Below are 23,115 nucleotides of genomic sequence, written 5' to 3'. Positions count from 1 at the left end.
TAGACAAGTCCGATCAGTACTAAACAAACCAGTTTTTTATACGGTCCACAAACCCATTAGGCTGTATATGTTTTTCAAAGTTTTCAATGCGCTCTGCAATTTTACTTATCACGCTTTCTTCATCTTCACCTCTGAATGGTTTACCCATGACAAGAGGGACGACTTCGTCGACATGTGAAACCGGCCAAATGTTAAATTCACCATTCTTAATACTTTCTACCACAGATTTATGAAGAGCTAAGTGTTTCAAATTACTCTGTGGAAGAATCACGCCTTGCTCACCGGTAAAGCCTTGATGTTGGCAAACGTGGTAAAAACCCTCAATTTTTTCGTTTAATCCACCTACGGCTTGTACTCGACCAAACTGATCAACTGCACCGGTTACTGCAATTTGTTGATTGATGGGGTATTCCGACAGAGCACTAACTAATGAGCATAGTTCTGCTAGTGACGCACTGTCTCCGTCCACTTCACAATAGGATTGTTCAAACACAACCGATGCGGAATAAGGAAGAGGAACGTCTAGATCCAATTCACTGCTAACAAAAGCCTGCATGATCATCATACCTTTGGCATGCAAGTTTCCGCCTAACTCGACTTTACGTTCAACATCAGCAATATCGCCATCGCCAAAATGGATGACACAAGAAATTCGAGCAGGTTCACCATAGGAAACCGGATGGCCTGCAATATCAACAACAGTGAGACCGTTGACTTGGCCAACTTGCTCTCCTTGAGTTTCAATAAATACCTGTCCATCCAGAATATCGTCAAGCGCACGCTCCGGCAGATATGATTCTCTAAAATAGCGTTCATCTATGGCTTTATCTAAATGTATCGCTTCAATGTAATTGCTGTGTGATTCTAAAGCCGCTTCTTCTAGCAATGCTCTATGCCACATAACACAAAGAGGAGCGTAGTGCTGATCTTCTGTATAGCGAGCTCCTGCGGTCATCAAACGTTCTAATGCATCGGCACTTAGCTCTGGTAAATCATAGTACTGACATAACCATTTTACGAAAGATAGATATTGCGTAATTGAATCTTGATTAATTTTAATATCTAACTCTAATTCGCTGTAAACACAGAGACCTGAGTGAATATCTGTATCTAAAAAGTCAACGTCACCCAATTGGTTTCTATCACCTACGATGATTAATTTCACATCATATTTGTCGTAAGCAGCATCTTCTATAAGACACTTAGGATCGCAATTGAATGGTGTGACAGGCGCCCCTAGAACCGCAGACTTAAGTATTGGCCAATGACGTGGGTTTGCTAAAAGCAAATTTGCCGAAACAATCAGGTAGCCACCGTGCGCTTGTGATAGTAAACCTTTAGACTGAGAAACAACTTGGCCGTTTTCGGCTTTAACTTGCCCTAAAATCAATTCCATATCCAAAGATTCAGTAGATACAACAGGTAAACCGTTTACCATGCTTGCTACTTTTTCTTTTAACAGTGAACGATAGATTGAGTTGTCAGGAGCATTCACAACCAAGACACGACTAAATCCTTTAATGTTAAGAAATCTGTCGATTGCTTTTGTTAACCTAGTTTGTGTGTCGATCAGTGAAATCGGCGTTAGGTTAGGGTACTGATTAAGCTGAACTTGAAATTCATCGTACTGGGGAGTAGCAAGGCGCCAAATATCTTGAGTCATTGAAATACTGAATTGTTTATTAAGAGACAACGAATTATATAGAAAAACCAACAGCTCGAATAGCTCACAAGATAAATGATCTCGCTCTAGTTTTTGTTAGGATTCGTTTGAACATCAATATCGATTGGGTTACGCTGTCACCCTGAATTTTAATGGATTGCCTAAAATGAAATATCAGCAGCTTGAAAACTTAGAATGTGGTTGGAAATGGCAGTATTTGATTAATAAGTGGAAAGATGGAGAATCAATTACTTGCCACATTGATCGTAGTGAAGCGGAAACTGCCATTCAAAAATTGAAATCTATTGAGCACGAACCAATATTAGTACTCGAGTGGATTGAGAAAAATCTGGCTCCTGAGCTTGATAATAAGTTGAAGCAAGCTATTCGTGCTAAGCGCAAACGACATTTCAACGCTGAGCAAATTCATACTCGCAAAAAATCAATTGATCTCGATTATCAAGTCTGGGAAAAATTATCTACTAGAGCCAATGAGCTTGGTTGTACTTTATCAGATGCTATTGAATATTTATTAAGTGAAGCATCTCGTAGTGAGAAAGCCAGTAAAGCGGTATCTAATTTAAAAGAAGATTTGAGTAAGTTGCTATCTAATTAGGAGTTAACTCATGTTGTACGTGATTATAATTGCCGCTGTAGTCATTTTCTGGCTAGTTGCCGTTGATAGGCCTGTGCTGAAAGTGAGCTTCAAAGAAGGAACAATCCATAAAGTTAAAGGGCATTTTCCGCCTACATTTAAACATAACGTTACTGAAATCGCTGAAGTGACACCGTTTAGTGGTGAATTTAAGGTATATCAGCAACGAACAGGCATGAAACTCGTCTTTACCAATCAAGTACCGAAAAAAGTTCAGCAAAGAATTCGGAATGTCTTCCCACATCAAGGGTTCAAACGTTCCGGTAACGGAACTAAAAAGAATCATTAACGAATTCAGTTAGATAAGGCATCAATCAGGTGCCTTCTTTTTACCATATAAAGGTTCGCATTATATGGGTTATGTTAAATAAGATTTTCAATTAACATGTAATATAAATACCGTTTAACCCACCGCTACACTAATAGACTTGTTTTACATAATTAGCATTTACCATAAAATACCTAATAACTACATTTATCATCGCTGATTAAAAATGCAGTTATTAGGATGTGAATCTTTCTATCACCGACGAGATTTCATTTATTCGCATTGGTTTTAGTAGGAAATCGTCCATTCCTGCGTTTAGACATTCTTCCTTGTCGTCTTCCATGGTATGCGCTGTCAGCGCAACAATTGGTACCGTTAGATTTTTGCCCCGAATCTGTTTTGTTGCTTCGATGCCATCCATGACGGGCATCGAGATATCCATAAAGATTAAATCAAACTGGTCATCATTATTGAGTAACTCTACTGCCTGCATACCATTTTCAGCTAATGTCACGTTGTAACCTAAACGGTTTAACATCAACTGTATTACTACTTGGTTTGTTTTCGTGTCTTCAACAACCAAAATATTACGCTTTTGTCTTTCATGCTTTTTAGTTGCTGAGTGTATCGTTGCATTCTCGAAATGCTCCGCACTGCAGTCTTTTAAAGGAATCGTAATTTCAAAGCAACTCCCTACATGGAGTGTACTTCTTACCGAAATGGTTCCTTTCATCAGGTCCACTAAGTGTTTTGTAATGGTTAATCCTAGGCCTGCACCGCCGAAATTCCTCGTATTTGAACTATCGGCTTGTATAAATGGTGAAAACAACAGCTCAACTTTGTCACTTTCAATACCTATACCTGTGTCGTTCACTTGAATATGCAGTTTGCCATTATGATCGTACAGCGACACTGTTACTGTGCCTCTTTCTGTAAACTTAACGGCATTACCAACAACATTAAATAATATCTGTGTTAAGCGAATTGAATCGACAAAGTATTCTTCTTTTGGGCAAAGTTTTACGTCTACGTAAAATGTAAGCCCTTTTTCCTCGGCTTGTTGTCGATAATGTTCGAGCGCATGATTAAGTTTATGGAATAGATTTATTTTGTGACACTGTAGCTTAAAGTGCCCCGATTCAATACGACTAAGATCGAGAACATCATTGATGATCACTAGCAGTAGTTCTGCAGAGTTTTCCATCTGTTCAAGCATATCCAATTGATGGACATTGGATGTGTCTCTCAAGACGTCAATTAACCCTAGAACAGCATTAAGTGGGGTTCTTAGTTCGTGGCTCATCATGGCAAGAAACTGAGACTTAGATTTGTTCGCCTGTTCAGCTAATTGCTGAGCAACGAATAACTCTTTGGTTTTTAAATCAACTAAACGTTGTAACTCTTCTTTATGTTCAATATCACTAATCGCTCGTTCTAATAAAGGTCTAAATCTCAACAAAGTTGATTTCATTTCAAGGTTAAACTGCCCTTTTTCCCTACCAAGTAGCAATAAAACAGAGTCAGAGGTTAGCGTTCTCACTCCAGTAATCAGTGCGCAGTTTATGTGATCTTTAAGAAAAGGATTGAGTCCCTTAAATTCTTCAAGGTTAATGGGCTCGAACAAAATAATGCTTTCGCCGTTCAGTACACGTTGGAACTTATCCCCATTGCTCCATTCCTTACCTGTGAACGAAATATTTGAGGTTAGGAATGTAGAGTACCGGTTGACCTGTTTTCCTTTAGATATCACCACGAAATCACTGAATTTTATATATCGGTTCAGTACTTTCTTTAATTCATCAAATATTTGGTACTTGTTTTCTGCTTTACTTAACGCTGATAATGCCGCCAAAATGACACGGTTTTCTTCAGATATTAACCGTTCTCGCTCGCGACTGCGCTCTAGCTCAAACAAGCTTTCATTAACATGTTCTACGTATTGTTGCTTCATAGATAATGCTCTGAGTCATAAAAGATGGCTGATGAAATCATTAAATTGCCATGGGCATTCTCACCACCCACCAATTTACCTTGCTCACCAAATGTAAATGGGCAGATAAATGGTCGTCCATTCATCTGTTTTACAATCTTTTCATATACCTCGTTCATTTGCCCACCAAGATGTAACATAGAACCGGCACAAAAAATAAGTATGCCGCCAATCATTTCTGACTGACGGTAGTTATTGGTATTTGCATCCCTTATTACTCGAGAAGCCCTTTCTACAAGATGTTTCTTCGAGCTTGTCATTAAAGTAATGGTCTCTCCTACTCTGCTTTCCGAGAACATTTCTAATGCATCATCGTCCGTGATACGTATTGGATGCGATAATTTAAAATAGGGCTGGTCACCAATGTGACCAACTGCGTTACCAATAGGAAACTCAGAAACATAATCAAATAAATATTCGTCTAAGATAGTCAGCCCAGAATGCTCTCGTAACCATTCCTGATAAACCTGCTTTGCTGGTTTTTGATTAATTGAATAGATAAAGCGTCCATCAGCTTTTGTTACCAGACCAAAATGTTGCGTCGGTGAATAACCGACGCTTAACCTCGTTGTTACGGGAATTGATACGAAACCAACTAGCAGAGTTAAAGCCGATTTTGACTCTTCATTTTCGTTAAAAACAGACCAATTACCTTCGATGTTATTGTCTGCCGCACTTCCACCGATAATGGGCACTCGTGTTCCGAACTGCGCATCAATCGCTTCTATAATTCGCTCTTCACTACCAGGTGTTGCATGTAGAATTATGAAGTCAGGCACTTCACCAGTTCTGTTTGCTTTTAAAAGCGCTTCATTAATTACTGTGTTAACGGCTTGCTTGTAATCACTGCTTCGAGTGAGATTGGTATGTGCTGTTCCGTAGGCACTCGATGACGAATCATCATAGATAGACATTATTCCGACGACAGGACCTTTGTGATAGCCTTCATCCGTCATCAAACCATAGCATGATGAACAGCCAATAAGAGGGGTATTCGGAAAGTGCTGCGCAAGAACAGCATAGAGATGCTGATTACAATACGATTCCGTGTAATAACAGATTATGGCTTTAATGCCTTCCATACGAACCGTTGACTTGATGTGTTCGATCGCAGCGTTAGCATCTAGTTCATGTGATATAGCTGTTTCAAGTCGCATTCGCGTAGTACTTATATAGACAATCTGAATTAATTTATACCGCATATTAATTCAGATAGGTATGACACGCTCTCTTCTTTGTCACATAAGTCTTATAAATTGAATAAAGGGAACTAATTTCCAATTTCTATCTTTACAGAATTATTAATAAGCAAGGAAGTTCTTGTTTCAACATTGTTAGCATTAGTTAACAAGGCTAAAGTTTGTTCAGTTCTTATTACATCGCCATCATATTGAATTGTCCACTCTAGTGGTATTGGATAGACATTAAACGCGACCGTCTGTTTATCATCTTTTGTAACAGTTATTTTTTGATCATTTACAAATACAGAACAATTTGGTTGTGGATTACAAATAACCGTCGTGACCTCTGTATATGTGAACGTTCTCCAAAAGAAGGCGGTAAGAAGCACGATTAATGTGACGGCAATTTGAGCAAGTCTGTGTTTTGTAAGCTTTTCAGCTGCCATTAGAACGGGTTCCTCGTGTAACAAAGTTCAAAGTTTTGAAATAAAAGAGCAAAACCTGATAAAGGGTAAGGTTACTACACTGTCATTGAATTGTTAATTGTAGTACGATTCCTACTTGAAAATACTACTTTTCTTAAAATCAATAAAAGCTATCAATAGTTCTTCTAAGGAATTGCTATTGAAGAGATTTGGGTAGTATTACGACATCTGTCGTGTTGGAAGAAAAGTGTAGTTAATTAGACATTGGAAGCATGCATAATGAGCCAAGAAAAGCAGCTTGAACAAAACTATAACTATACAGTCGTTCGTCAATTTACCTTAGTGACTATTCTCTGGGGTATTGTCGGAATGAGTGTAGGTGTTTTGATTGCCGCTCAATTAGTGTGGCCACAGTTAAACTTTGATACGCCGTGGCTAACGTATAGTCGTCTCCGACCGCTTCATACTAATGCGGTGATATTCGCGTTTGGTACCAGTGCCCTCTTTGCAACATCTTATTATGTTGTACAGCGTACTTGTCAAACTCGTTTATTTGGCGGAGCTCTTGTTCCCTTCACCTTCTGGGGTTGGCAAGCCATTATTTTGTCTGCCGCTATCTCTTTACCACTTGGTTATACCACCAGTAAAGAATATGCAGAATTAGAATGGCCGATTGATATTGCGATCGCATTGGTATGGGTTGCTTATGCTGTGGTATTCTTTGGTACCATAGTAAAAAGAAAAACCTCCCATATTTATGTTGCTAACTGGTTCTTTGGAGCCTTTATTCTCACTGTAGCTGTGTTACACATTGTAAACAGCATGGCAATCCCCGTTTCTTTGACTAAATCATATTCGATTTATTCTGGGGCTGTCGATGCCATGGTTCAATGGTGGTATGGTCACAACGCAGTGGGTTTCTTACTGACCGCTGGTTTCCTAGGTATGATGTACTACTTCGTACCTAAGCAAGCAGAGCGCCCTGTTTACTCTTACCGTTTATCAATTGTTCACTTTTGGGCTTTGATTTCACTTTATATCTGGGCTGGTCCTCACCACTTACACTATACAGCACTGCCTGACTGGACTCAGTCATTGGGCATGGTGATGTCTTTGGTTCTATTCGCTCCTTCTTGGGGTGGTATGATCAACGGTATCATGACGTTGTCTGGTGCATGGCATAAGCTACGTTATGACCCTATCTTGCGCTTCCTAATCGTATCTCTGTCTTTCTACGGTATGTCTACCTTCGAAGGCCCAATGATGTCGATTAAGACAGTAAACGCACTTTCTCACTACACTGACTGGACGATTGGTCACGTTCACTCTGGTGCATTGGGTTGGGTTGCAATGGTATCGATTGGTTCTGTATATCACTTGATCCCTCGCCTGTTTAGCCAAGAACGTATGTATTCAGTTAGCTTGATTAATGCTCACTTCTGGTTAGCAACAATCGGTACTGTTCTGTACATCGTGGCGATGTGGATTTCGGGTGTAATGCAAGGTTTGATGTGGCGTGCAGTTAACTCTGACGGTACGTTAACTTACAGCTTTGTTGAGTCTGTACAGGCGTCGTACCCGTTCTATACCGTACGTTTTATCGGTGGTTTTATTTTCTTATCTGGTATGTTCCTAATGGCATACAACACATATAAGACAATTTCGGCACCGAATCACAGCTTAAAAGCTATCCAACAACCAGCGTAAGGAGATTTAAAGAATGAGTTCAGATTCTAATAATCGCCATGGCATTATCGAACGTAACGTCGGTTTGTTGGCAATTATGATTGTATTCGCCATCAGTTGGGGTGCTTTAGTTGAAATCACACCGTTGATTTTCCAAAAGCAAACGACTGAACCAGTAGAAAACCTGAAACCATACACTGCATTGCAGATGGAAGGTCGTGACATTTACATTCGTGAAGGTTGTAACGTGTGTCATAGCCAAATGGTTCGCCCTTTCCGTTCTGAAACAGAACGATATGGGCACTACTCTGTTGCTGGTGAAAGTGTATGGGAACATCCATTCTTATGGGGTTCTAAGCGTACTGGTCCTGATCTTGCCCGTGTCGGCGGTCGTTATTCAGATGAATGGCATCGTGTTCACCTGACGAACCCTCGTGAGCTAGTTCCAGAATCAAATATGCCTGCTTTCCCGTGGTTGGCTGAAAACGTACTCGATGGAAAAGACACTCAGAAGAAACTTGAGCTTTTCCGTAATCAGTTCGGCGTACCATACACAGATGATCAAATAGCGAATGCGGCAAAAGATGTTGAAGGAAAAACAGAGATGGATGCCATCATTGCTTACCTTCAGTCTATTGGTCACGCAATGAAATAAACAGAGGTATTTATGGATATCGGTACTATTCACAGTATTTGGACCATAACGTTGTTTGTCTGCTTTATCGGCGTAGTTTGGTGGGCGTTTGGCAAAAAGCGTAAGGCGCGTTTTGACGAAGCCGCAAACCTTATCTTTGCCGACGAACAAAAAGAAACACCCTCTAATAAAAACAAGGAGTGACTGAGTAATGACTACATTTTGGAGTCTCTGGATCATCGTAATTACGGTTGGTACCCTGCTTGGATGCGCAATTCTTCTCGTTTGGTGTCTTAAAGACAAAATGGGTGTAGAAGAAGGTGCGGACATGGGCCACGAGTACGATGGTATTCGCGAAATAAACAACCCGCTGCCTAAATGGTGGACTTATCTATTTGTTAGTACGTTCATCTTCGCTGCTGTCTATTTAACCCTTTACCCTGGTTTGGGTAACTTCAAGGGTGTTCTAGGTTGGCAAAGTTCAGATCAAAAAGTACGTTCACTAGACGAATCAAAAGCTTCCATCGCCAATGCACAAGAGACCAAAACTCTTGTTCAGTATGCAAAAGAGCTTGATGACGCTGATGCGTATTTTGGCGAAGCTTTCAAGCGTTTAGCCTATAAAGACGGTGGTTCAGAACTACGTCCTGTTACTGAAATTGCAGCAGATTCTGATGCATTGAAAGTTGGACAACGTTTGTTCCTGCAAAACTGTTCTCAGTGCCACGGTTCAGATGCACGTGGTCAAAAAGGTTTCCCTAACCTCACTGATAACGCGTGGTTATATGGCGGTGAACCTGATGCAATCGTGACGACCATTCGTCACGGTCGTATTGGTCAAATGCCAGCATGGAAAGATGCTTTAGGTGAGCAAGGCGTAGCTGAAGTCGTTAGCTATGCACTAAGCTTAAGTGGTCGTTCCGTCAACGCTCGTGAAGCTGAAGCCGGTAAGGCTCGCTTTGTCGTATGTGCTGCTTGCCACGGTACAGATGGCAAAGGTAACCCAGCAGTAGGTGCGCCTGACTTAACGGACCAAGATTGGCTATTCGGTGATTCGCGTGCTGCGGTAACCGAAACAGTAATGTTTGGTCGTTCAGGCGTAATGCCAGCATGGATTGATATTCTAGGCGAAGACAAAGTACAGCTTGTTGCTTCTTATGTCTGGAGTCTAAGCAATTCAGATAAATAGTAAAAATCTAATAACAGCCCCTTTTTTAGGGGCTGCATTTTTCTTAAATTTAAGCCTTCTAAGTTTAATCCCTTCTTTTTTGTTGTAGAGAACTTTTTTATGGTAAAGCCTTGGTATAAACAATTTTGGCCGTGGTTCCTGATTATCCTTCCATTGACTGTGGTGGTTTGGACAATTGCTACGGTTATCGTGTTTTCGAATAACTCAGTTTCTTTAGTCACTGAGGATTACTATAAAAAAGGCAAAGGTATTAATGTTGATTTGTCTAAAATCCATGTGGCAAAAGATTTAGCTCTCAACGCGGTCGTTTATTCTCAAGGTAACGATATCGTGATTGAATTTGACAAAGGTAAGTTGGAGCACTATCCGGCTATCCAAGCAATGTTTGCCCACAGAACACTTCCTGATAGAGATTTCATACAACTAATCACCGCCGATGCTAAAGGTCATTACAAAATTAGTCGTGATAGTGAAATGCAAGGCCCTTGGTTTATTGAACTGACTCCACACAATGGTGAATGGTTAGTTCAAGGTCGGGTCACATTTCCTTCAGCTACGCCAACATTACTGATGAATTAGAAGTATGAAGAAAACGTGTTACCACTGTGGTGAAGATGTACCAGAAAACACCGATTTCAAAGTCACGATTCTCGATAAAGAGCGCGATATGTGTTGTCCCGGTTGTAAAACGGTGGCTGAAACCATTATCGACAGTGGTCTGGTGTCCTATTACCAGTACCGCACAACAACGGCAGAAAAAGTAGAACTGCTTCCTGAACAGCTCAAAGCATTAATTCATTACGATAACTCAGATGTTCAGGCTGAGTTCGTGAGAAATTTTGAACAATACGCAGAGGTGACATTGTCACTTGAGGGGGTATCCTGTGCAGCATGTGCTTGGTTAATCGAAAAGCAGCTAGTAAAAGAACCTGGGGTTATTGGTATTCGCGTCAATACCACGACAAATCGTGCGTTGCTGAGTTGGGATAACTCCTCAGCTAAACTGAGTGATATTCTTTCACGCATTCATCGCTTAGGTTATAGAGCTGCGCCATTTGAGGCTGATAAACACGAGGCACAGTACCATCAATCAATGAAGCAGTATCTCTATCGTTTAGGTATTGCTGGTTTAGCAACGATGCAAGTTATGATGCTTGCCGTTGCCTTGTATCTGGAAGCATTTGGCGATCTCGATAGTGAATTTAAAAACTACTTCCGTTGGGTAAGTCTGTTATTTGCTACACCAGTACTTCTCTACTCCGCTTTTCCATTCTATGTTAACGCTTGGCGTAGCATTAAAGGTCGTACGCTTGGCATGGATGTTCCTGTGTCTATTGCGTTGATTTTTGCTTATGTGGCTAGCTTGTTTGCGACTGTGACCCAAAAAGGTGAAGTCTTTTTTGAATCGATTTCAATGTTCACTTTCTTTTTATTGCTTGGTCGATTTCTGGAGATGCGAGCACGACGTAAAGCGGCAGCGGCCAGTGGCAATTTATTAAAATTAATTCCTGCTATAGCAACTCGTGTTGATGGCACTCAAACTCCGGTGAAAACACTTCAGATTGGAGAAAGAATTCGAGTCTTACCTGGAGAGCATATTCCCGCTGACGGCGCTGTTATCTCTAATAGAATTCATGTTGACGAATCAATGTTAACCGGGGAATCGCTACCGGTTGTGAAAAACGTAGGTGATGCTGTTTATGCTGGGACGCTTAATGGTGATGAATCATTTGATTTAGAGGTGACAGCAACAAAAGCTGATTCTGTCATTTCAAATATTGTTCGCCTACAAGACGATGCTCAATCATCTAAACCAAAAATCGCTGAAATTGCAGATATTGTGGCTAGGTATTTCGTCGCTATTATTTTGTTGATAGCGCTTGGAACCTGGTTGTTCTGGCACGGTTCTCGTCCAGAAGATGCCTTCTGGATTATGCTTTCCGTGCTTGTCGCTACCTGCCCTTGTGCGCTTTCTCTTGCCACCCCTACAGCGATTACTTGTGCGACCTCTCGTCTTGGTGGTTACGGGATTTTGCTGCGCAAAAACCATGTGTTTGAAACACTTTGTAATGTTAACCATCTGGTATTAGATAAAACCGGTACACTTACTCACGGTAACATTGAAATTTGTGATGTAGTAACCCACTCGCAACAGTGGACGAAAGAACAATGTTTATCCATGGCTGCGCAGCTAGAGCAGTACGCAAACCATCCCATCGCCCGTGCGTATAAACCATATCTTCAAGACCTGGCGGTATCTGATGTAAAAAACATCATAGGTTCTGGTATCGAAGGAGTTTACCAAGCCCATAAAATTTGTGTTGGTAACGCAAGTTACGTGTTCAACGGTAATAAAGATATCCAGGAACACAATGCTATCTATATGGCAGTCGATTCTGTTCACGTTGCAACTTTTTATTATCAAGACCCGATTCGAGCAGAAGCGAAGAGCTTTATTGACAAGTTTCACCAAGCTGGAATTCGCATAACATTGTTGACGGGTGATTCTCAAGTTAATGCTCAGTCCGTCGCTAGTGAACTTGGTGTCGACAATGTGGTCGCGCAAGCCAAACCCGAAGACAAACTACATTATTTACGTTCACTGAATGATAAAGAGATAACTCTAATGGTTGGTGACGGAATTAACGATGCTCCTACGCTTGCCGGTGCCCATTTATCCGTTGCCATGGGAGGAGGTACTGATGTTGCAAAGGCTTCCGCTGATATGGTTTTGCTTGGGGACAAATTAGACCGACTTCTCGATGCCAGAGAACTGGCCTTGAAAACTCGTCGTATTATCAGACAGAACTTAGTTTGGTCTCTTGGATACAACCTCGTTATTCTACCGCTCGCTGTTGCTGGCTTTGTTGCACCTTATATTGCCGTAGTTGGAATGTCAGCAAGTTCGATTATAGTAGTATCTAACTCGCTTCGATTATTGAAGGACAAGAATAACTAAATGGAAAGCCTATATATTTTGATCCCAATGGCCATCGTGATCGTTGCTGTCGCTGTGACGATATTTTTGTGGGCGGTGAAAAGCGATCAATTCGAAGATTTAGAACGTCAGGGTCACAACATATTGTTCGATGAAGACGATCATCTAACACCTGACAATAACGACTCACAAGACAAAAAGTAACTATGAGTGCGGATTTTATCGGAGCTTTCATTGTTGGCCTGCTAGGTACAGGGCATTGCGTTGGTATGTGTGGTGGATTAGGCTCTTTACTGAGTATCGGTAATGCGGCTTCTAAGCACCACTTCTCTATTATTTTCTACAATGTCGGTCGAATTCTCAGTTACAGTCTATTCGGGGCGCTAGCGGGAGGTTTAGCGACTACACTTAGCCAACTCTCAACACTCAACCATTCTCTTGTGTGGCTAAGAATATTATCTGCAATCATGATGATTGTTCTCGGCTTGTATGTGGGCCGTTGGTGGTTTGGTTTATTGAAGCTAGAAAAACTGGGAAGTGGGATCTGGAAATTCATTTCTCCGCTAGGTCGAAAATTGCTGCCAATAAAAAAAAGCTGGCACGCTCTACCTTTTGGAATAATCTGGGGGTGGCTACCTTGCGGTTTAGTCTACTCTGCGTTAACGTGGGCGGCTGTTTCAGGGAGTACTATCGACGGGGCTCTCATTATGGCGGCATTTGGGATGGGAACCTTGCCAGCAATGCTCTTGGTTGGATTAGGAGCAACACAGATTAAGCAATTGCAGCAGTCACCAATATTTAGGACTATTGCTGCAATTTCAATTATTTGTTATGGCATATATACCGGATACAATGCAATGAATATGCTAATCAATCTTAGCTAGATATTTGATTAGAAACATGATTTTTTTAACTATCCTTTAGTGTTAAGGGATGCTAAAATATTGATGTAAATCAATTAGTGAAAGGTCGTTATGATTTCGGAAAAGCCTGCTGCGAAGCGAATTCAATCTGGTGGATGTGCGATTCACTGCCAAGACTGTAGTATTAGCCAACTGTGTATTCCGTTCACTCTTAATGAGTCGGAACTGGATCAACTTGATCAAATTATTGAGCGTAAAAAGCCAATCCAAAAAGGTCAGGAACTATTTAAAGCTGGTGATGAACTGAAGTCTCTATACGCAATCCGTTCAGGAACTATCAAGAGCTACACTATTACAGAACAAGGTGATGAGCAGATTACTGCCTTCCATCTTGCGGGTGATTTAGTTGGCTTTGATGCAATCACTGGCGATGCACACCCTAGTTTTGCTCAAGCACTAGAAACCTCTATGGTTTGTGAAATTCCATACGAAATTCTAGATGACCTTTCAGGAAAGATGCCTAAGCTTCGTCAGCAAATCATGCGTTTGATGAGTAACGAAATTAAGGGTGACCAAGAGATGATTCTCTTGCTTTCTAAAAAGAATGCTGAAGAACGTTTAGCGGCGTTCCTATTCAACTTATCAACTCGTTTTTCCCAGCGTGGTTTTAGTCCAAGAGAGTTCCGTTTAACCATGACTCGTGGTGATATTGGCAACTACTTAGGTTTAACCGTTGAAACCATTAGCCGCCTACTTGGTCGCTTCCAAAAATCAGAAATTCTGAGTGTGAAAGGCAAATATATTACTATTATCGATCACGATGCTTTGATGGAATTGGCTGGCGTGTCAAAAGAAAGTAAATAAACATCAATGACGTAGCTCAATAATGAGCTACGTCATACTTCTTCTATAATCCCTCTCTTTTTGCTAAACCTCTCGCAATATCTAAGCTAAAGTTACATAAGAAATCTCCAAAACGAAAAAGGAGTTTGTTATGAGTATTTATAACAAAATCTTGGTTGTTGCTGATATTAATCACGATGAACAACCTGCTTTAGCCCGAGCTATTCAACTAGCGAAGAAAAGCCGCTCTACAAGCCACATTACATTCTTTTTGTCTATTTATGACTTCTCTTATGACATGACATCCATGTTGTCTGGAGATGAGCGAGATGCGATGAGAAGAGGTGTTATTCATCAGCGCGAGCAGTGGATGAAGAAAGTGGCAGAGCCTTACATTAAAGAGTCAATTGTGTTCGACGTTAAAGTCGTTTGGCATAACCGACCTTATGAAGCGATCATTGGTGAAGTGTTTGCCGGTGAACACGACATTTTGATTAAAGGAACACGTAAGCATGATGTTTTGGAGTCGGTAATCTTCACTCCTACTGATTGGCACTTACTCCGTAAATGCCCTATTCCAGTCTTGCTAGTCAAAAATTCAGATTGGCCGGAAAATGCGAATATTCTTGCATCTGTACATGTGGGTTCTGAAGTTGAAACACATCTCGATCTTAACGATCGCATGGTTGATCAACTTCTAAACCTGTCTGAACGTTTAGACACAACACCTTATCTAGTCAATGCTTATCCAGTTACCCCTGCGAACATAACCATTGAACTACCTGAATTTGACCCAACGACCTATACCGATGCGGTTCGAGGTCACCATCTAACGGCAATGAAAGCATTACGCCAAAAACATGGTATTGATGAAGAACATACCGTAGTTCAGCAAGGGCTACCTGAAGATGTGATACCGCAAGCTGCTGAAAAACTCAATGCTGCTATGGTCATCTTAGGGACTACTGGTAGAACGGGCCTATCAGCGGTATTTATTGGTAATACGGCAGAGCAAGTCATTGATAAAATCAATTGTGACGTTATGGCGTTAAAACCTAAAGGCTATGTGAGCCCTTTAGACCCGACAATTGCATCTTAGCATTTTAACTGACACGCTAAGTCCCCTGACGAAAGTTTGGGGACTTTTTTTCGTGTCTGAACGCTTAACTCTGGCATATCGAAAATTTATCCGTATCATACGCACTTCATTTTGTTTCTAAGATTAAGACTGCAACCTGATGACTGAGCAAACTCAAGAGCTGACCAAGGCTCAACAATATAATTTCAACAAATTGCAAAAGCGTATTCGTCGCAATACCGGCCAAGCAATCGCTGATTTCAACATGATTGAAGATGGCGACCGAATCATGGTTTGCTTATCGGGTGGCAAAGATAGCTTTACTATGCTTGAAATATTGATGAGCTTACAAAAAAGCGCGCCTGTTTCATTTGAATTGATTGCAGTTAACCTTGATCAAAAACAACCAGGTTTTCCAGCGGATATTTTGCCGGCTTACTTAGAGCAGTTAGGTATTACGTACAAAATAATAGAAGAAGACACCTATTCCATTGTTCAGGATAAAATTCCTGAAGGTAAGACAACATGCTCGCTATGCTCTCGTTTGCGCCGCGGTATTTTGTACCGCACCGCTAAAGAGCTGGGCGCAACAAAAATTGCTTTAGGTCACCACAGAGACGATATCATTGAAACTTTGTTCCTGAATATGTTCTATGGCGGCAAAATGAAAGGTATGCCACCTAAGTTGGTCTCTGATAACGGCGAGCATGTGGTTATTCGCCCTCTAGCTTACTGTCGTGAAAAAGACATTATTAAGTACGCCGGTATGCGCGATTATCCAATTATTCCATGTAACTTATGTGGCTCGCAACCTAACTTACAACGTCAAAACATTAAGCAGATGTTAAACACTTGGGATAAGCAATTTCCGGGTCGAATTGAATCAATGTTCCGCGCAATGCAAAACGTAGTACCAAGCCACCTAGCAGACTTCGAATTGTTCGATTTTAAATCAATTAACAGAGAATCTGGTGTCATTAACGGCGGAGACATTGGCTTCGATAAAGAAGATATTCCTGTTCTGCCTTTGCAAGATGAAGACAGCGTGATGGAATTTGATCCAAGCTTGAAATTAGACGTGGCTAACGTTTGATTCCCAACACGTGAATCCTAAGAGAAAGGCTGCATTAATCGCAGCCTTTTTTAGGTCATTTTTTCACAGTTGGTAAATATGGAAGAACTCTGGTGGTTTCTTCGGGGAGTTTCATCCAACCATCTTTTCCAATTTGCTCTAAAGAAACCTGAGCTTTACCATTTACTATTTCAACGTCTGATCCATTACTTAACTGGATGAAGTCATTCAAGTTGTTGGCAAACTCCAATGTCACACCAGATACTTCCGGTGTAAACCAACTAGAGAACATGCCACCTAAAGATTCAAGAATTTCTTGCATCTGCGGAAGTAATTTTTCAACGTCACCATACGGAACTTGCCCTGATAAAGCGGCTTTTGTCATCACGACAAGTGAAAAGTCGCAACGTGTATCCTGTGGAGTATCAACAAACACTAGTGGATTAGCTTGTTTAAGGTTTTCATCAATAGGTAGCAGAAGCTCATGGATGTCGCTGCTCGCAACCAGTTCGTAATGCTCTTCTTTTTCCATCCAAGCTTTTTCAATCGTACATGGCTTTTTGGTATCAGCATTGACGAAAAACACACCGACTTTTACATCTGGGTATTCTGGTTTGTTGTTGTTCTTAAGCGATGAATACAGTTTGCTATAGGTGAACATGTATTCTTGCGCCGCAGCATTGATAGAAAAACTGGTACAAATTAGACCTAAGGCTAACGCTGTCATTCTTTTCATTAATTTGTCCAAAATTGTTCGTTGTGACGCATCATGGTCTGTAAATCCTGAATGTACTCTTCACCACGTTCTGAATATTTTGTTAAGCCATTACTCATTTCCATAGCGCTATTCATGCTAAGTAAATCTGCTCCATCCTCTCTGAGTTGGAAGCGAATTTCTCGTAAATCAAAATATGCGGCATTTCGGTTAACATTCATAAAGTAACGATGAATAGATTCCTGAACTGAAGAAAATTTTGCTACTTCGTGAGTCATGCCTTCGCTACGTTGTAACGGAACGACACCACAACCTTTGCTATAGCACCATTGACCAAAATAGTTTTTAGCTGTGCGAGCAAATCGAGAAGTTCCCCACGCTGATTCATTAGCGGCTTGAGTTAACACTAACGCTTCTGGGATGAGATCAACACGACGCAACATGTCATCAAGCCAATCGTTTGTCAGTTCATCGTTATGCAACTCAACCTGATACAAACGCGACAGTCTTTTGGCATCATCAATATCTGAATCTGCTATGGTTCCAGTGTCTAACTGTTCTCTGAGGCGAGTTAGCTTGGTTCTTTCTTTTTCTATTCTTTGGTTTTCTAAAGCAATTCCGGGCTTCAAAAATGAGAAGAAAGCCTGCTTCTTTTCATTTACATCGGCATAAGCCGAGAAGTCGGGTGCTTTGGATACGAACTTTCCTTTTAGAGAAGAGTTAACCATATCTGCTGATTGCTGCTGTTGGCTTTCGAAATTGTAATAGCCATAACCAGCAACTGCGATAATTCCGCTCAAAGCGGCAACCTGAAAAAACTTATGCATCAAATACCTGAGAGTTATTATCCTGATTGTCATCGCTGCCTTTATTGCTAGTGATGATCTTTAAACGAACCCCAAACATGTTGCGGTAGATAATTCCTTTTAAGTGAAAGAAAAACGGAACAACAAAAATTAGACCTATTCCGTACATGAGTGCTGCCGTCACAAACATAATCAGCACGATTAAGTAAAGTGATGCTAAAGGCAATAATTTTTTGTTTGCAGCACGCAGTGACAAAAACAGCGATTGCATCGGTGGAACTCTTTTCTCGCAAATTAACAAGATTGAGTTACTAAAAGCAATAGAAAGATACATCGACAGTAATGGAAATATCATTCCGGCTATTCCCTGAAACACAAGACCAACTAAAGTTGCAAGTATGACAGGTACGGTAAATTGTAACCCTTTGCTTATGTGCCTTGTTTGGGTTTGCAGCCCGGCGGCGTGACTCATTGCCATTAAGCTCACACCAGCAAAAATCGGAGCGCTGACAACTTCATAGCTAAAGTTTGCAACAAAAATAGCTTCTATCATGCCTTCAGGAAATCCAGTCCCCTGCTCTAATGAGGCGAGAATTGCAGCAGGATCACCAAGCTGTAGTTTTAATGCAATGAAAAATATCGCAATTTGAATAGTTATCATGACGATAATTGCTGGAGTAAAAGAGACAAAATGCTTCAGTGTTGTCTGCCAAGACTCTTTCAAGACGTCACCAACGTTTAGTTGATATTGACCTGATAGCGCTTGTTCAACAGTACCACCTACGTTGAAATCTCTCTCTATATCCTTGTTCATAAAATGCCCTAAGTTGGCGAGTCATATTTGGATTTTGAATATGACAAGATAAAATTTTGATTGATTATACTGAAATGCACTTAAGTCTAAAATCCGATCTCATTTGCATCTTGCTTTCTGATTAATATGGTTGATAATTAACCAGTTGAAAGCATTGATAGTTATCGCAATACAGATGTTAATGAAAGTTTGCTTTTAACTACAAAACTTTTTATGTTTCAAGATAAGAAAACGCTTTGAGATCGCCTTTATCGTGATTATTATGCGCCCCTGATTGTAATTATTTGACAGGTCCAACAAGTAGATAATATCGAGTAATTGTTAATTATCTGCGGATCAAGGTGGAGAAAGACAGACGTTGAACAAAACAAATTCAGTAGGAAAACCAGTTGTTAGACTTTCTGGTATCAGTAAAAGCTTCGATGGCAAACAAATCATCGGCAACTTACAACTAGATGTTAATCATGGTGAATTCCTAACCATTCTTGGCCCGTCAGGGTGTGGTAAAACGACCGTTTTAAGAATGATTGCAGGTTTTGAAACTGCAGATAGCGGTCAGATTCTACTGGATAGTCAAGACGTTACTCAAGTTCCTGCTGAACAGCGACACGTCAATACCGTATTCCAAAGTTATGCATTGTTCCCTCACATGACCGTTTTTGAAAACGTCGCGTTTGGTCTGCGTATGCAAAAAGTGCCAGCAAATGATATTGAGCCGCGTGTAATGGAAGCATTACGTATGGTTCGTCTAGAAGATATGGCACAACGAAAACCTCATCAACTTTCCGGTGGTCAACAACAGCGTATCGCGATTGCTCGTGCGGTTGTTAACAAACCGAAAGTACTGCTATTAGACGAATCTTTGTCCGCACTGGATTACAAACTGCGTAAGCAAATGCAAATCGAGCTTAAGCAGTTACAGCGCCAACTCGGCATTACTTTCATCTTTGTCACTCACGATCAAGAAGAAGCGTTATCAATGTCTGACCGCATTATTGTTATGCGCAACGGTAACATTGAACAAGATGGCTCTCCTCGTGAAATTTACGAAGATCCTAAGAATCTATTCGTTGCTCGTTTTATCGGTGAGATTAACGTGTTCTCGGCTAATACGATTAAGCGTCTTGATGAAAAACGCATTTTGGTTGAAACCGAAGGTGTTGAATCTATTGTTTATTACGACAAACCAATAAACGAAGGCGATAAACTCCAAGTTCTTCTTCGCCCAGAAGATTTACGCATTGAAGAGATCAAAGAGTCCGAGACCAGAGGTATTGTTGGTCACGTGACCGATCGCACCTACAAAGGCATGACTTTAGAATCGGTTGTAGAGCTTGATTCGGGCATGAGTGTTACCGTTAGTGAATTCTTCAACGAAGATGATCCAGACGTTGACCACTCTATCGGTCAAAAAGTCACTATCACTTGGGTAGAAAGCTGGGAGGTAGTCCTCAATGATGAGCAAGAAGTTTAATCTTCAAACGTCAATCATCAGTTTAATTGTTGGGTGGTTAGTTCTCTTTGTTCTGATCCCTAACATGATGATTATCGCTACGAGCTTTTTAACTCGTGACGAAGCAAATCTGATTGAGCTGACGTTTACCTTTGATAACTACTTAAGATTGTTGGATCCGCTTTATGCGAAAGTTATGCTTCATTCTTTCTATATGGCGATTGTAGCGACAATTTTATGTTTAATTATCGGTTACCCGTTTGCTTACATTGTTGCAAAGATGCCTGAAAAATGGCGTCCTATCATGCTGTTTTTGATTATTGTTCCATTTTGGACTAATTCGCTCATTCGTACTTATGGCTTAAAAATTGTGCTTGGTACTCAAGGCATTCTGAACAAAGCACTATTAGGTCTTGGACTCATTGACGCGCCGTTACGCCTTATGTACACAGAAACCGCTGTGATGATTGGCTTAGTGTACATCTTATTACCATTTATGATTCTTCCGCTTTATTCTGCGATTGAAAAACTGGACGATACTTATATCGAAGCAGCTCGCGACCTCGGTGCAAACAAGATCCAAACGTTAACCAAAGTTATTTTGCCTCTGACTATGCCTGGCATTATCGGTGGTTGTTTGCTTGTTCTTCTCCCTGCCCTCGGAATGTTCTACATTTCAGACTTACTAGGTGGAGCGAAAAACTTGTTGATTGGTAACGTGATTAAGAGCCAGGTTTTGAACGCACGTGACTGGCCATTTGGCGCTGCAACCAGTATTGCACTGACTATTGCAATGGCGATCATGCTTTACGCATATTACCGTGCTGGCAAATTGTTGAATAAGAAAGTGGAGCTAGACTAATGGGAAGAGTGGTTAGATTTAGCTTTATGAGCGTAGTGTACCTATTTTTGTACCTACCAATCATTGTATTAATTGCAAACTCATTCAATGCCAATAAATTCGGTATTAAATGGGGTGGATTCACCACCAAGTGGTACCACGCATTAATGAACAACGACAGTTTAATGCAGGCAGCATGGCACTCGATCAGTGTTGCTGTGTTTTCAGCCACAGCAGCGACTATTATTGGTAGTTTGACGGCTGTAGCCCTATTCCGTTACCAGTTCCGTGGTAAGAATATGGTTAACACTATGTTGTTTGTGGTGATGATGTCACCAGACATCGTTATGGCAATTTCTCTGCTTGCACTATTCTTAGTGTTAGGTGCGAAATTAGGCTTTATTACGCTACTGATTGCTCATATTACATTTTGTTTGCCATTTGTTGTTGTCACTGTGTTCAGTCGACTCAATGGCTTTGACGTAAAAATGTTGGAAGCGGCGAAAGATTTGGGTGCAAGCGAATGGGTAATTTTGAAGAAGATCATTTTACCTCTTGCTAAGCCTGCTGTTGCCGCTGGCTGGCTATTAAGCTTTACTCTATCTCTTGATGACGTAATTATCAGTTCGTTTGTGACCGGTCCGACGTACGAAATTTTGCCACTGAAGATTTATTCAATGGTTAAAGTTGGTATTTCGCCCGAAGTGAACGCACTGGCAACCGTCATGTTGGTTGTTTCACTGGCTCTTGTTGTCACGTCACAATTGCTGGCAAAAGAGAAAGTGAAGTAATATTCAGTTAATTGACTAACTGAAAGTCGAAACGGAATAACACCAGTTATTCCGTTATCCTTTAAAATGCCCTTGAGGGCAACGTTTAGTTTGGAGCTAACGTCAATGAAAAAATGGGCTACTTTACTAGCTGGTAGTGCATGTGCGCTTTCACTGTTATCTGCGCAAGCAGTTGCAGAGGATAAAGAACTGGTATTCATGAACTGGGGACCGTACATTAACAGTGGTATCCTAGAGCAGTTTACTGCGGAAACCGGTATCAAAGTAATCTATTCAACTTACGAGTCGAATGAAACTTTATATGCGAAGCTGAAGACTCACAACGAAGGCTATGACCTTGTTGTTCCTTCAACTTACTTCGTATCTAAAATGCGTGACGAAGGTATGATTCAGAAGATTGATAAGTTTAAACTTACCAATTTTAAGAATTTGGATTCTAACTATCTAAACAAACCTTTCGATCCAAATAACGACTACTCTATTCCACACGTTGTCGCTATTACTGGTCTTGCGGTGAATACAGACATGTACGATCCAAACGACTTCCAAAGCTGGGGTGACCTATGGAAGCCTGAGCTTAAAGGCCAACTAATGCTGATGGATGATACTCGTGAAGTATTCCATATAGCACTTCGTAAACTAGGTTACTCAGGTAACACTACCGACGAAAAACAAATTGATGAAGCATACGCTGAGCTACAAAAACTAATGCCAAACGTATTGGTGTTTAACTCAGACAACCCTGCTGACCCTTACCTAGCTGGTGAAGTTGGTCTAGGTATGCTGTGGAACGGTTCGGCAGCTGCAGCACAAAAAGAAGGTCTACCTCTTAAACTTGTATTCCCTAAAGAAGGTGGTATTGGTTGGGTTGACAACTTTGCTATCGTATCTGGTGCAAAACACATCGATGCAGCACATAAGATGATCGACTTCTTACTACGTCCAGAAATCGCAGAGCAAATCTCTAACGACACTGGTTACCTAACTGCTGTTGCTCAGTCTAACGAAAAATTCAAAGACGTAGCTCCACTATTCCCTTCTCAAGAAGATCTTGATCGTGTGGAATGGCAAGCAGCTGTTGGCGACAAAACAGTGCAGTACGAAGACTACTTCATGAAGCTTAAAGCGGGTCAATAACCCAACAGAAAGAACTAAATAGGCGGCTTTGACTGCCTATTTTTTTTTGAGCTGTTATACTGTTTGCTCTTTT

General features: G+C 40.9%; 24 protein-coding genes. 17 read left to right on the top strand and 7 right to left on the bottom strand.

Annotation, left to right across the window (positions count from 1 at the left end; translation table 11 throughout):
- Positions 1-19: 19 nt before the first annotated feature.
- Positions 20-1,663, bottom strand: coding sequence for a S16 family serine protease (locus ACK5MF_RS00275; protein WP_416918230.1), 1,644 nt, complete (start codon positions 1,661-1,663; stop codon positions 20-22).
- Positions 1,664-1,829: 166 nt separating this feature from the next.
- Here ACK5MF_RS00275 and matP point away from each other — a divergent pair, with 166 nt between their 5' ends.
- Positions 1,830-2,279, top strand: a complete 450-nt coding sequence (gene matP, locus ACK5MF_RS00270; protein ID WP_416918228.1) for a macrodomain Ter protein MatP — start codon at positions 1,830-1,832, stop codon at positions 2,277-2,279.
- 10 nt (positions 2,280-2,289) lie between these two features.
- Entirely contained in the window at positions 2,290-2,607 is a 318-nt protein-coding gene (locus tag ACK5MF_RS00265; RefSeq protein WP_416918227.1) for a DUF3634 family protein, read from the top strand.
- A 214-nt stretch (positions 2,608-2,821) separates the two neighbouring features.
- Here ACK5MF_RS00265 and ACK5MF_RS00260 read toward each other — a convergent pair whose 3' ends face one another.
- The 3 genes from ACK5MF_RS00260 to ACK5MF_RS00250 all read right to left on the bottom strand — a co-directional run bounded on the left by ACK5MF_RS00260 (position 2,822) and on the right by ACK5MF_RS00250 (position 6,203).
- Positions 2,822-4,537, bottom strand: a complete 1,716-nt coding sequence (locus tag ACK5MF_RS00260) for a response regulator (protein WP_416918225.1) — start codon at positions 4,535-4,537, stop codon at positions 2,822-2,824.
- Positions 4,534-5,733, bottom strand: a complete 1,200-nt coding sequence (locus tag ACK5MF_RS00255; RefSeq protein WP_416918223.1) for an FIST signal transduction protein — start codon at positions 5,731-5,733, stop codon at positions 4,534-4,536. Before ACK5MF_RS00255 ends, ACK5MF_RS00260 begins: the two co-directional genes overlap by 4 nt.
- Positions 5,734-5,846: 113 nt before the next feature.
- A complete protein-coding gene (locus ACK5MF_RS00250; protein ID WP_416918221.1) occupies positions 5,847-6,203 on the bottom strand; it encodes a hypothetical protein in 357 nt (118 codons plus the stop codon).
- 258 nt (positions 6,204-6,461) lie between these two features.
- Between ACK5MF_RS00250 and ccoN the strand changes: the two genes are divergently transcribed.
- The 11 genes from ccoN (at position 6,462) to ttcA (ending at position 16,506) form a co-directional block, all read left to right on the top strand.
- Positions 6,462-7,889 (top strand): cytochrome-c oxidase, cbb3-type subunit I, encoded by a 1,428-nt coding sequence (gene ccoN / locus ACK5MF_RS00245; RefSeq protein ID WP_416918219.1) that lies wholly within the window; start codon positions 6,462-6,464, stop codon positions 7,887-7,889.
- A gap of 13 nt (positions 7,890-7,902) precedes the next feature.
- Complete coding sequence (gene ccoO, locus ACK5MF_RS00240; RefSeq protein ID WP_416918217.1) at positions 7,903-8,523, top strand: cytochrome-c oxidase, cbb3-type subunit II; 621 nt, start codon at positions 7,903-7,905, stop codon at positions 8,521-8,523.
- A gap of 12 nt (positions 8,524-8,535) precedes the next feature.
- The gene (locus tag ACK5MF_RS00235; RefSeq protein ID WP_042482410.1) at positions 8,536-8,706 is read left to right on the top strand and encodes a CcoQ/FixQ family Cbb3-type cytochrome c oxidase assembly chaperone; all 171 of its coding nucleotides are present in this window, start codon (positions 8,536-8,538) and stop codon (positions 8,704-8,706) included.
- Positions 8,707-8,713: 7 nt separating this feature from the next.
- Entirely contained in the window at positions 8,714-9,691 is a 978-nt protein-coding gene (ccoP, locus tag ACK5MF_RS00230) for a cytochrome-c oxidase, cbb3-type subunit III (RefSeq protein WP_416918215.1), read from the top strand.
- A 99-nt stretch (positions 9,692-9,790) separates the two neighbouring features.
- Positions 9,791-10,270, top strand: coding sequence for a FixH family protein (locus ACK5MF_RS00225; RefSeq protein WP_416918213.1), 480 nt, complete (start codon positions 9,791-9,793; stop codon positions 10,268-10,270).
- Between the two features lie 4 nt (positions 10,271-10,274).
- Positions 10,275-12,650: a heavy metal translocating P-type ATPase gene (locus ACK5MF_RS00220; RefSeq protein WP_416918211.1), complete on the top strand. Its 2,376-nt coding sequence runs from the start codon at positions 10,275-10,277 to the stop codon at positions 12,648-12,650.
- Positions 12,651-12,833: a cbb3-type cytochrome oxidase assembly protein CcoS gene (ccoS, locus tag ACK5MF_RS00215; protein ID WP_416918209.1), complete on the top strand. Its 183-nt coding sequence runs from the start codon at positions 12,651-12,653 to the stop codon at positions 12,831-12,833.
- Between the two features lie 2 nt (positions 12,834-12,835).
- A complete protein-coding gene (locus tag ACK5MF_RS00210; RefSeq protein ID WP_416918207.1) occupies positions 12,836-13,513 on the top strand; it encodes a sulfite exporter TauE/SafE family protein in 678 nt (225 codons plus the stop codon).
- 90 nt (positions 13,514-13,603) lie between these two features.
- A complete protein-coding gene (locus ACK5MF_RS00205; protein WP_042482392.1) occupies positions 13,604-14,356 on the top strand; it encodes an FNR family transcription factor in 753 nt (250 codons plus the stop codon).
- Positions 14,357-14,486: 130 nt separating this feature from the next.
- The gene (uspE, locus tag ACK5MF_RS00200; protein ID WP_416918205.1) at positions 14,487-15,434 is read left to right on the top strand and encodes a universal stress protein UspE; all 948 of its coding nucleotides are present in this window, start codon (positions 14,487-14,489) and stop codon (positions 15,432-15,434) included.
- 139 nt (positions 15,435-15,573) lie between these two features.
- Positions 15,574-16,506, top strand: a complete 933-nt coding sequence (ttcA, locus tag ACK5MF_RS00195) for a tRNA 2-thiocytidine(32) synthetase TtcA (RefSeq protein WP_416918203.1) — start codon at positions 15,574-15,576, stop codon at positions 16,504-16,506.
- Between the two features lie 55 nt (positions 16,507-16,561).
- Here ttcA and ACK5MF_RS00190 read toward each other — a convergent pair whose 3' ends face one another.
- The 3 genes from ACK5MF_RS00190 to ACK5MF_RS00180 are packed head-to-tail and all read right to left on the bottom strand — an operon-like array spanning position 16,562 to position 18,820.
- Positions 16,562-17,221, bottom strand: coding sequence for a DUF2987 domain-containing protein (locus ACK5MF_RS00190; protein WP_416918201.1), 660 nt, complete (start codon positions 17,219-17,221; stop codon positions 16,562-16,564).
- Positions 17,221-18,027 carry a glucosaminidase domain-containing protein gene (locus ACK5MF_RS00185; RefSeq protein WP_416918199.1) on the bottom strand — a complete coding sequence of 269 codons (807 nt, stop codon included), beginning with the start codon at positions 18,025-18,027 and terminating at the stop codon, positions 17,221-17,223. The genes ACK5MF_RS00190 and ACK5MF_RS00185 overlap by 1 nt, the downstream gene beginning before the upstream one ends.
- Positions 18,020-18,820: a hypothetical protein gene (locus ACK5MF_RS00180; protein ID WP_416918197.1), complete on the bottom strand. Its 801-nt coding sequence runs from the start codon at positions 18,818-18,820 to the stop codon at positions 18,020-18,022. Before ACK5MF_RS00180 ends, ACK5MF_RS00185 begins: the two co-directional genes overlap by 8 nt.
- Positions 18,821-19,178: 358 nt before the next feature.
- On the opposite strand from ACK5MF_RS00180, the gene potA reads away from it, so the two are divergent.
- From potA to ACK5MF_RS00160, 4 genes are all read left to right on the top strand, one after another.
- Positions 19,179-20,294, top strand: a complete 1,116-nt coding sequence (potA, locus tag ACK5MF_RS00175) for a spermidine/putrescine ABC transporter ATP-binding protein PotA (protein WP_416918195.1) — start codon at positions 19,179-19,181, stop codon at positions 20,292-20,294.
- Positions 20,278-21,135, top strand: a complete 858-nt coding sequence (gene potB, locus ACK5MF_RS00170) for a spermidine/putrescine ABC transporter permease PotB (RefSeq protein WP_416918254.1) — start codon at positions 20,278-20,280, stop codon at positions 21,133-21,135. Before potA ends, potB begins: the two co-directional genes overlap by 17 nt.
- On the top strand, positions 21,135-21,905 hold the full coding sequence (gene potC, locus ACK5MF_RS00165; protein ID WP_416918193.1) for a spermidine/putrescine ABC transporter permease PotC: 771 nt from the start codon (positions 21,135-21,137) through the stop codon (positions 21,903-21,905). The genes potB and potC overlap by 1 nt, the downstream gene beginning before the upstream one ends.
- Before the next feature lie 105 nt (positions 21,906-22,010).
- A complete protein-coding gene (locus ACK5MF_RS00160) occupies positions 22,011-23,042 on the top strand; it encodes an extracellular solute-binding protein (RefSeq protein ID WP_416918191.1) in 1,032 nt (343 codons plus the stop codon).
- Positions 23,043-23,115 lie beyond the last annotated feature (73 nt).

Origin of the sequence: Vibrio sp. (assembly GCF_047973365.1) — a bacterium.
GTDB lineage: Bacteria > Pseudomonadota > Gammaproteobacteria > Enterobacterales > Vibrionaceae > Vibrio.
Note: the sequence above shows the minus strand (reverse complement) of the source record. Positions and strands in the feature narration are given on the sequence as shown.